The sequence below is a fragment of the Burkholderia territorii genome, from assembly GCF_902833055.1.
GTDB lineage: Bacteria > Pseudomonadota > Gammaproteobacteria > Burkholderiales > Burkholderiaceae > Burkholderia > Burkholderia territorii.
This window is the reverse complement of sequence record NZ_CADFEJ010000026.1, coordinates 68,347-77,094: the sequence shown is the minus strand read 5'-3', so window position 1 is coordinate 77,094 and position 8,748 is coordinate 68,347. Positions and strand designations below refer to the sequence as shown.

Annotated in this window: 5 protein-coding genes and 1 rRNA gene; 3 read left to right on the top strand and 3 right to left on the bottom strand. The window is 63.5% G+C overall.

What is annotated here, in order from left to right:
- Positions 1 to 99, top strand: a 5S ribosomal RNA gene (gene rrf / locus HW466_RS32350); the annotation flags it as partial.
- Between the two features lie 632 nt (positions 100 to 731).
- A complete protein-coding gene (locus HW466_RS28175) occupies positions 732 to 2,156 on the top strand; it encodes a DHA2 family efflux MFS transporter permease subunit (protein WP_151005690.1) in 1,425 nt (474 codons plus the stop codon).
- A gap of 254 nt (positions 2,157 to 2,410) precedes the next feature.
- Here HW466_RS28175 and HW466_RS28170 read toward each other — a convergent pair whose 3' ends face one another.
- From HW466_RS28170 to HW466_RS28160, 3 genes are all read right to left on the bottom strand, one after another.
- Entirely contained in the window at positions 2,411 to 3,154 is a 744-nt protein-coding gene (locus HW466_RS28170; protein WP_151005688.1) for a 2OG-Fe(II) oxygenase, read from the bottom strand.
- A 374-nt stretch (positions 3,155 to 3,528) separates the two neighbouring features.
- Positions 3,529 to 5,121 (bottom strand): inorganic phosphate transporter, encoded by a 1,593-nt coding sequence (locus HW466_RS28165; RefSeq protein ID WP_151005685.1) that lies wholly within the window; start codon positions 5,119 to 5,121, stop codon positions 3,529 to 3,531.
- 226 nt (positions 5,122 to 5,347) lie between these two features.
- Positions 5,348 to 6,256, bottom strand: a complete 909-nt coding sequence (locus HW466_RS28160; protein WP_151005683.1) for a LysR family transcriptional regulator — start codon at positions 6,254 to 6,256, stop codon at positions 5,348 to 5,350.
- A 127-nt stretch (positions 6,257 to 6,383) separates the two neighbouring features.
- Between HW466_RS28160 and metE the strand changes: the two genes are divergently transcribed.
- Positions 6,384 to 8,678, top strand: a complete 2,295-nt coding sequence (metE, locus tag HW466_RS28155; RefSeq protein ID WP_174905878.1) for a 5-methyltetrahydropteroyltriglutamate--homocysteine S-methyltransferase — start codon at positions 6,384 to 6,386, stop codon at positions 8,676 to 8,678.
- The last annotated feature ends 70 nt before the right edge of the window (positions 8,679 to 8,748 follow it).

Here is an 8,748-nt window from a genome sequence, read left to right as displayed (position 1 = left end):
CGAGTCGGTCCCACCCCTTCCCATCCCGAACAGGACCGTGAAACGACTCTACGCCGATGATAGTGCGGATTCCCGTGTGAAAGTAGGTAATCGTCAGGCTCCCCTCAAGCCAGAAACCCCCGCCCGAAAGGCGGGGGTTTTTGCATTTGGCGCGGCGCAAATGTGCGCGGAGGTAACCAAACCTCTCCGCGGGGCGCTCGAGCGGCGCACCCTGATCCCCGCTTCATCATCCCGAACCCATCCCCGCCTTCATCGCCGCAAGCTCCGACCACACAGCGACCGGCCACCGATGTCGTTGGTCCGCAGTACCCCGGTTCTCGAGCAATCTTCCTCTTAGCGTCACTGAGATATTCTGCACACCCGCCGCCTGAGCGGGCCAATCGACCTACAGTCAGCGTTCAACCCATGTTGCTGCATACAGCAATGCTGTCGTAATGGCCGACGATGCGCGACGTTGATCAATGATCGGCGATCAACGCTGCTCCCGGCACAATGCCCGAATGATCTCCCCTTCAGTCGACCTGTTGTGTCGACCTGCTCTGTGGACGATTCGGTCGACGCAGAATGATTTCGTCATAAAAATCTATGCGCATAAAGTCCATTTGCGCGATACGCCCGACAGAGCGGGCAACCAGACCTTCAGGGTAATATCGCCATTCGTTCCGATTCCCGGCGCTCGTTTGAATCTGTCGGCACTCGGCATCCTCGGTATTCCGTCTTTTACATCGTTCATGACTGACAGCCCCGCCCAAGGTGGTCGGACGACCGACTTCTTGCCGTATCTGGTCGCCGCAACGTTCTTCATGGAGTATCTCGACACGACCGTGATTGCGACCGCACTGCCACAAATGGCGCGCTCGTTCGGCGTCGGGCCGAATGCGCTCAGCCTGGGAATGACGGCCTATATGCTCGCGCTCGCGGTGTTCATCCCGATCAGCGGCTGGATCGCCGATCGTTACGGCTCTCGCACCGTGTTTTCCACTGCCATCTTCGTATTCACCGGCGCATCGGTGCTATGCGGATTGTCCGAGGGCGTGATGACGTTCACGGCCGCGCGCCTGCTGCAGGGTGTCGGCGGGGCGATGATGGTGCCGGTCGGTCGGATGATCGTCGTGCGCAGCACCGAGAAGGCGAGGCTGATGCGCGCAATCGCGACGATCACGTGGCCGGGCATCGTGGCGCCGGTCGTCGGACCTCCCATCGGCGGCTTCATCACGACCTACGCGTCATGGCGATGGATCTTCCTGCTGAATGTCCCGTTCGGCATCGCTGCGATCGTCTGTACCTGGTTGATCGTCCGGAATACGCGCGCCGACGAGCAGCGACCGCTCGATTGGGTCGGCTTCGTGCTGGCAGGCGCTGCGCTGACGTGTCTGCTGATCGGTACCGAAGCGGCTGGCCAGCAGGACGTCGACTTCACACGCGCGGGTATTCTGGTGGGCGCGAGCGTGCTGTTCGGCATCGCCGCATGGATGCACGCGCAACGATGTGAACATCCGCTCCTCGATTTCTCGACGCTGAAGGTGCCGACATTTTCCGTGACGGTAATCACCGGCTCGGTCACGCGGATGGCGATCAACGCCGTGCCGTATCTGCTGCCGCTGCTGTTCCAGATCGGCTTCGGGATGTCGCCATTCCAGTCCGGCCTGCTGCTGCTCGCAAGCGCGCTCGGCAATCTCGGGATGAAGGCGGGAACGTCGTGGATCCTCGACCGATTCGGTTTCCGGCGCGTTGCGCTCGTCGACGTGACGCTCGTCGGACTCTTCACGATCGCGTGTGGCTGGCTGACGGCGTCGACGCCGCTGGCGATCACGTTGTTCGTCGTATTCGTCTATGGGCTCACCCGGTCGATGCAGTTCACGACGCTCGCGACGCTCGCGTATGCAGATATTCCGGCTAGGCAGACGAGCGCGGCCAGCACGCTGTGGAGCGCCGCTCAGCAGATGACGATCGGAATGGGCATCGCGTTCGGTGCGTTGTCGCTGCGGCTGGCGGCGTTGGTGCGTGGCGACGCGGCCGGCATGCATTACGTGCTCGACGATTTCCGCTGGGCATTTGTTGCGGCGGGCGTGCTTGCGCTTTTGACGTTGCCCGGCTACGCGCGGCTGGCTTCCAATGCCGGCGATCGCCTGCGCGCAAAAGCAGCCCGCGGGTAAGCCGGATTTCTCATTGCATTGGCGACGTGACGGGTGAAGGCTTCTGTATTTGCTCACACACCCGAAACGGCGATCCGTCATGGCGACGATCGTCTGAAGGGCAGTGTGCCCGTCGTCCGCTACCACCGGTGATGCGCTGACCGTGCGGCGGCGGCACGACACAACGATCGTCGCGCAATGACGCACGGTGTCGGTCGCGTGAACTGATCCGCATGGCGAATCGTGCGACACATCGGGTTGCACGCCGCAACCCGTCACTGCGCGTCATGGAAGATGATGCCGATCGTATGGCGATGACCGCTTCGGATTCTGCTCACGCCATGGCGCAAGTTGACGCGGTAGACGCCACGCGTGCCCTGCACCGGCCTGCCATGCACGGCGAAGATCACTGCGTCGCCTTGTGTCAGCGGCACCACTTCGGCGCGCGACTGCATGCGTGGTCGCTGTTCCGTCAGCACGAACTCGCCGCCCGTAAAATCCCTGCCGGGTGCGGACAGCAGGATCGCGATCTGAAGCGGAAAGACATGCTCGCCGTACAGGTCCTGATGCAGACAGTTGTAGTCATCGGGGCCGTATTGCAGGATCAGCGGCGTTGGTCGTGTCTGTCCCGCCGCGTGGCAGCGATCGAGGAATGCGCGGTGTTCTTTCGGATAGCGGACGTCGATCCCGAGTGCCTGGTTCCAGCGATTCGCGATCGGTGCGAGGTGCGGGTAGAGCGTCGCGCGTAGCTCGGCGATGAGTGCAGGCAGCGGGTACGCGAAGTACTTGTATTCGCCGCGCCCGAATCCGTGCCGTGCCATCACGACGCGTGAACGATAGAGCGCATCCTGCGGATAGAGCGACGCGAGCGAGTCGCACTCGCTGGCGGAGAGCAGGCCCGGTATGCGTGCGCATCCGTAACGATCGAGCTCGACATCGACGGTCGCCCAGTCGATTGCGTCGACGCGTTGCACGATGTCCGTCGATTCGACGGCAGGTTGCAGATGGGAGATATTCACGGGCGTACCTCGGTTCGTCAGCGATGTGGCGCCGTGCGACAGAGCGAAACGCTCGCAAGCGTCGCGTGCACGGTCGAAGCCACGATGAAAGTTGATGAACCCAGTCTAGCGGCGTCCGTGTGCGGGCGCGCTCCAGATCTTGCGCTCCAATCCGGAAAGGCGGAAAAGGCACGGGCGTGGCACGGCCGCAGCGAATGCCGAAACATGTCGGAGCGGAGAAGCGGAGAAGCGGAGAAGCGCAGAAGCGCAGAAGCGCAGAAGCGCAGAGGCGCAGAGGCGCAGAGGCGCAGAGGCGAAGAGGCGAGCGGACAAACAGCGGCGAAACCTTCCACGGCAGGCAGCCAGCTTTCCCCGGCCACCTACCATTTGCCCGATCAAGCCACCGACCGGAACAACCAGTAGAGCCCGCCTGCCAGCACGATCGACGCGGGCAGCGTCAGCACCCATGCGAGCACGAGGCTGCGCACCGTGCTCCACTGCAGCCCGGATCCGTTCGCGGCCATCGTGCCCGCGACGCCCGACGACAGCACGTGCGTCGTCGACACGGGCAGCCCGTATACATCGGCAGCACCAATCGTCAGCATCGCGACCAGTTCGGCCGACGCGCCCTGACCATAGGTCAAATGCTGTTTGCCGATCTTCTCGCCGACGGTCACGACGATCCGCTTCCAGCCGACCATCGTGCCGAGGCCCAGTGCGATCGCGACGGCGACCTTCACCCACGTCGGAATGAACTTCGTCGCGTGGTCCAGCTGCTTGCGGTAGTTGTCGATCGCGAGCTTGTCGTCGGCGGCGAACGCGGGCTGCCCCGATTTCTCGATCAGGCGAATCGCTTCGGACACCAGATACATCGTGTTGCGCACGTTGTCGACGTCGCGTTGCGGCACCGCCGCCATCGACCCCGACGCGCCGACCGCGGTCGCGAGCGACGTGGACAGCTGTTGCACGGCAGGCAGCACGGCAGGCGTCAGTTCGCGATGCTGCACGTAGTGTTCGACGTCGGCGCGCGGGTTCGCGGACGGCGCGACGCCGTTCGTGTACTTCCCGAACGTCGCGGCAGCCTGGTTCGCGACGGCGACGAAGGTCTGCGTTTCGGTCGGCGTGACGGCCTTGTTGAGCGCATACGCGGTCGGCACCGTGCCGATGAGGATCAGCATGATGAGGCCCATCCCTTTTTGCCCGTCGTTCGATCCGTGTGCGAACGACACACCCGTGCAGGTGAGGATCAGCAGGCAGCGAATCCAGAACGGCGGCGGCTGGTCCTTCGGTGGCTCCTGGTACAGCTCGGGAATCCGCACGAGGGCTTTCAGCACGAGCAGCAGCACGGCGGCGCACAGGAAGCCGACGATCGGCGAGAACAGCAGCGACTTGCCGACGCCAAGCGCCTGACCCCAGTCAACACCGCTCGTGCCGGACGGCCCGTGCATCAACTGGTTCATCAGACCGACACCGATGATCGACCCGATCAGTGTGTGCGAGCTCGACGACGGCAACCCGAAATACCAGGTCGCAAGGTTCCACATGATCGCGGCGATCAGCAGCGCGAATACCATCGCGAAGCCTGCGCCGCTACCGACCTGCAGAATCAGCTCGACGGGCAGCAACTGCAGGATCCCGAACGCGACGGCGCCGCTCGAGACCATCACGCCGAGGAAGTTCCACATGCCCGACCAGATCACGGCGACGTTGGGCGTCAGCGAGTGGGTATAGATCACGGTGGCCACCGCGTTCGCGGTGTCGTGGAAGCCGTTGACGAATTCGAAGCCGAGCGCGATCAGCAGCGCGGCGCCGAGCATCAGGTACGGGAACAGCGATCCTTCGCGGACCGGCGCCAGATCGGCGACGAGGTGCGTGGCGATATAGCCGGCGCCGAACACGAGCACCAGCAGGAACACGGCATAGCCGACCTGCCTGGTGCGTTCGACGGAAGCCGAATTGTTCTGTGCGGACGAAGCAGGTTGATTCATGACGGCATCTCGTAAGGGAACCGCGTCCGATCCTAGCTTTTGCTAGCAGTCAGTTTGATGACAGTACGGATGACGAATCATGGTCTTACGGATGTGTAAGGTGACGTGCCGTAACGCCGTGGCTCGACGTGTCGTGCACGGCTCGTGTCGTGGTCCATATAGTGAACACCAACCAGTCTGTGCATTGACGTGCGGATCGCCGGAAGTACGCGATGCGCGAGCGCGGCTAGCGCAGCATGCGTGGTGCGCTCCACGTGGATTCGCGCGCCAGCGCGACGAATGCGGCCAGATAGTCGATCGACGCGTCCGCGTCGCGGATGCCGAGGAAGATCTGCTTCATGATGCCCTTCTTGCCGAGCTTGACCGGCACGACCGGCATCCGGTCCGCGTACTCGTCGGCAAGCCACCTCGGCAACGCGGCCACGCCGCGCCCGCTCGCCACCATCTGCAGCATGATGTCGGTCGTCTCGATCGACTTGTGGCGCCGCGGCACGATGCCGGCCGGCGTCAGGAACTGGTTGTAGATGTCGAGCCGGTCGGTCTCGACCGGGTAGGTAATCAGCACCTCGTCGGTCAGCTGCTCGGGCGTCACGTAATCGGTGTTCGCGAACCGATGCGCATCCGCGACTACCAGCACCTGCTCGTAATCGAACACGGGATCGAAGTGCAGCCCCGGCTTGTTCAGCGGGTCGGGCGTGACGAGCACGTCGATGTCATGGCCGAACAGCGCGCCGATGCCGCCGAACTGGAAACGCTGCTTCACGTCCACGTCGACGTCCGGCCAGCGTGACAGATACGGCGACACGACCTTCAGCAGCCACTGGTAACACGGATGGCACTCCATCCCGATGCGCAGCGTGCCGCGCTCGCCCTTCGCGTACTGCTTCATCCGCTCCTCGGCGAGTTCGAACTGCGGCAGCAGCCGGTTCGCCAGCTTCAGCAGATACTGCCCGCCCTGCGTGAGCCGCAGGCCGCGTCCTTCGCGATCCCAGATCGGCGTGCCGAGCTGCTGCTCGATTTTTCGGACGGTATGGCTGAGCGCCGATTGCGTGAGATGCAGCGCATTGGCGGCCGCCGTCAGCGAACCCTGGCGCTCGACTTCGCGAATCACGACGAGATGGAATCGTTCCAGCATGGCGATCGTTCACCCAACGGATACATGAACAGATTTAATGGATGAATGAAATAATGCCATTTTATTTCATGAGATGAAATCCCTATGATGGCTGCCGAATCTTCAATTTCTTCTGGATGGCAGCTTCATGGTTACGACACACAACCTCGGTTTTCCGCGCATCGGCGCGAAGCGCGAACTCAAGTTCGGTCTCGAACGCTACTGGAAGGGGGAATCGTCGCGCGACGAACTGAAGGCGCTCGGCGCCGAACTGCGCCGACGGCACTGGCACGACCAACGCGACCTTGATCTCGCACCGATCGGCGATTTTGCGTTCTACGATCAAGTGCTCGACATGAGCTTCACGCTCGGCAACCTGCCCAAGCGCGTGCAGGACTTCCACGGCGATGCCCTCGACAACTATTTCCGCGTCGCGCGCGGCCGTTCCGCACAGTCGGCGCAAGAGCATGCGGTATGCTGCGGCGGTGTCGCGGCCGGTGAGATGACGAAGTGGTTCGACACGAACTATCACTACATCGTGCCGGAATTCCACGCGGACACGAACTTCTCGCTCGATCCGTCGCGCCTGCTTCAGCAACTGGCGGAAGCACAGGCTCAGGGCGTGGCCGCGAAGCCGGTGATTCTGGGGCCTGTCACGTATCTGTGGCTCGGCAAGGCGAAGGACGATTCCGATCGCCTCGCGCTACTGCCGAAGCTGCTGCCGGTATATGGCGCGCTGCTCGATACGCTGACCGCGCAGGGTGTGGAATGGGTGCAGATCGACGAGCCGATCCTCGTCACCGAGCTCGACGCCGAATGGCGCGTGGCGCTGCGCACCGCGTACGACGTACTCGAGACGCGCCGCATCAAGCTGCTGCTCGCCACGTACTTCGGTCAACTGAAGGAAAACCTCACCCTCGCGGCCTCGCTGCCGGTCGACGGCCTGCACATCGACGCGATCAACGCCCGCGACGAAATCGACGCACTCGTGCGCGAACTGCCGTCCGACCGCGTGCTGTCGGTGGGCGCGATCAACGGCCGCAACATCTGGAAGACGGACCTGAGCGCGACGCTCGACTGGCTCGAGCCGCTCGCAAAGCAACTGGGCGATCGCCTGTGGCTCGCACCGTCATGCTCGCTGCTGCACGTGCCGGTCGATCTCGCGAGCGAGGAGAAGCTCGATCCGGAGATCCGCGCGTGGCTCGCATTCGCGCTGCAGAAACTCGACGAACTGAACGTGCTCGCGACCGCGCTGAACGAAGGCCGCGACAAGGTGGCCGACGCGCTCGCCGCGAACGCTGCCGCGATCGAAGCGCGCCGTCGCTCGCCGCGCGTGCACAACCCCGCGGTGAAGGCCGCGATCGCGCGCATCGACGCGCGGCTCGGCAACCGCGCGAGTCCGTACACGCAGCGCGCGCCGAAACAGTCGGCGCGCCTGAACCTGCCGGCGTTCCCGACGACGACGATCGGCTCGTTTCCGCAGACCGCCGAGATTCGCCTGGCGCGCAGCCGGTTCAAGGCAGGCGCGCTGGACGAAGCCGGTTACCGCAAGGCGATGCAAGCGGAAATCGAGCGCAGCGTGCGCGAGCAGGAATCGCTCGAACTCGACGTCCTCGTACACGGCGAGGCCGAACGCAACGACATGGTCGAATACTTCGGCGAGCAGCTCGACGGCTACGCATTCAGCCAGTTCGGCTGGGTGCAGTCGTACGGTTCGCGCTGCGTGAAGCCGCCGATCCTGTTCGGCGACATCAGCCGGCCGAAGGCGATGACGGTCGAATGGATCGCGTATGCGCAGTCGCTGACGAACAAGCCGATGAAGGGCATGCTGACCGGCCCGGTGACGATCCTGAACTGGTCGTTCGTGCGCGACGACCAGCCGCGTTCGGTGTCGTGCTACCAGCTCGCGCTCGCGATCCGCGACGAAGTGCTCGATCTTGAGAAGGCTGGTGTGCGCGTGATCCAGATCGACGAGGCCGCGTTGCGCGAAGGGCTGCCGCTGCGTCGCGCGCAATGGGGCGAGTACCTGAAGTGGGCGGTCGAGTCGTTCCGCATTACCGCGAACGGCGTACAGGACGATACGCAGATCCATACGCACATGTGCTATTCGGAATTCAACGACATTATCGCGTCGATTGCCGACATGGACGCTGACGTGATCACGATCGAGACCTCGCGCTCGGACATGGAACTGCTCGATGCATTCGACAGCTTCAGGTATCCGAACGAAATCGGGCCGGGCGTGTACGACATTCATTCGCCGAACATCCCGACGCAGGATCACATCGTCGGCCTGATGAAGAAGGCGGCCGAGCGGATTCCGGCCGAGCGCCTGTGGGTGAACCCGGACTGCGGGCTGAAGACGCGCCAGTGGGCGGAAGTGATTCCGGCGCTGACGAACATGGTCGCCGCCGCGAAGACGCTGCGCAGCCAGGTGCGATAACGCCGCGAATGCCGCCCGCCTGTCGTCGCGATCGACGCTCGGGCGGCAGAGCAGGCGACCGGCATGTTCA

Coding starts and splice junctions, on each gene's coding strand:
- HW466_RS28175 (WP_151005690.1), top strand. CDS start 732: ATGACTGACAGCCCCGCCCAAGGTGGTCGGACGACCGACTTCTTGCCG.
- HW466_RS28165 (WP_151005685.1), bottom strand. CDS start 5,121: ATGAATCAACCTGCTTCGTCCGCACAGAACAATTCGGCTTCCGTCGAA.
- HW466_RS28160 (WP_151005683.1), bottom strand. CDS start 6,256: ATGCTGGAACGATTCCATCTCGTCGTGATTCGCGAAGTCGAGCGCCAG.
- metE (WP_174905878.1), top strand. CDS start 6,384: ATGGTTACGACACACAACCTCGGTTTTCCGCGCATCGGCGCGAAGCGC.